We start from the raw sequence: 1,101 nt of genomic DNA, 5'->3' as shown, positions 1-1,101 counted from the left end.
ACATACGGGCCTTTTTTGTGGTAAATCACATATAACAAGTTGCTCAAACGGACGCATAACAGTTGGCTGCGCTTCGTTCCTCGCATTTTAGCCAACTATTTTGCGCCGCTTAGCAAGGCGTTATATGCCTATGAAACTTTTATACATTGCTGTCATTTTTGTTATTTCATTTTCTTGTTTTGCAGACCAAAAAGAAGATGTTGCTGTAAAATATTTTGAGTTTTTATTTTTAGAGACCGAATCTATAAATAAAACTAATAATATAATCGCAACTAAACCTTTAGTGTCGTCATTTTATAGTAAAAATGGACATCGTATGATTATCGTATCTGCTTCACTTAGTCCTGGTAAAAGCTTTTATTCCTTAATGAGTGTGAATGAGTTAAATATGGGATTGTTGTCTTGGAAAGCGAGAGGTTATGGTATAACTCCACAGCAAGATATAGAAAATTTCATGTTAAATAATGGCACAATTTACGATTTTACTGGTTGGTAAAGGCATATAACAAGACGTTCAAACGGACAAAAAACAGTTGGCTGTTTCACTCCGTTCACAATTTTAGCCAACAATTTTTTGCCGCTTAACTTGGCGTTAGCTGTATTGTCGTACTGTTGTGATTACATAATGTTACAGACTTACCTTTGCTCAAAAAATGTTCTGCACATATATTTAATTGGTACTTAATTGTTTTAATAAGAGGGATTTATGAAAATATTACACAAATGGATAATTTTGGCGGGTTTATTATTAGCTGCTCTTATTTCGTATGGCTATGGATTTTCTCAAGGTATAGCTATCTTTGTTGCTTTAGGTGTGGCTTTAGAGCTTACATTTTGGTTTGGTGTTTTTGGTAAAAAGCAGCAATGTAACGAATACCCTCGTAATTAATCTACAGCTAACAAGTTGCTCAAACGGAAAAATAACAGTTGGCCATCGCTTCGCGATTATAGCCAACCATTATTTTCCGCTTAGCAAGGCGTTATATTCACTAAGTTAGCAGAAAGCTATGAATCAATATTTTGAAGAACACTTTTCAGGATTAAAATTACAAAAACCTCTTTTTTATAATTGGCCTATCGGCTTAAGGTTTGAGATTGGAC

2 protein-coding genes are annotated in these 1,101 nt (G+C 34.2%); both read left to right on the top strand.

Annotated features, from left to right (window positions below; genetic code table 11):
• Positions 1-124 precede the first annotated feature (124 nt).
• Positions 125-496 carry a hypothetical protein gene (locus H4J75_RS19590; RefSeq protein WP_182223055.1) on the top strand — a complete coding sequence of 124 codons (372 nt, stop codon included), beginning with the start codon at positions 125-127 and terminating at the stop codon, positions 494-496.
• 210 nt (positions 497-706) lie between these two features.
• Positions 707-889, top strand: a complete 183-nt coding sequence (locus H4J75_RS19585; protein ID WP_182223054.1) for a hypothetical protein — start codon at positions 707-709, stop codon at positions 887-889.
• Positions 890-1,101: the final 212 nt, after the last annotated feature.

It is taken from the genome of Colwellia sp. BRX10-1 (assembly GCF_014077545.1).
GTDB lineage: Bacteria > Pseudomonadota > Gammaproteobacteria > Enterobacterales > Alteromonadaceae > Colwellia_A.
Note: the sequence above shows the minus strand (reverse complement) of the source record. Positions and strands in the feature narration are given on the sequence as shown.

Excerpts from the sequence above, each read along its gene's own strand:
- H4J75_RS19585 (WP_182223054.1), top strand. The coding sequence starts at position 707 with ATGAAAATATTACACAAATGGATAATTTTGGCGGGTTTATTATTAGCT.
- H4J75_RS19590 (WP_182223055.1), top strand. The coding sequence starts at position 125 with ATGCCTATGAAACTTTTATACATTGCTGTCATTTTTGTTATTTCATTT.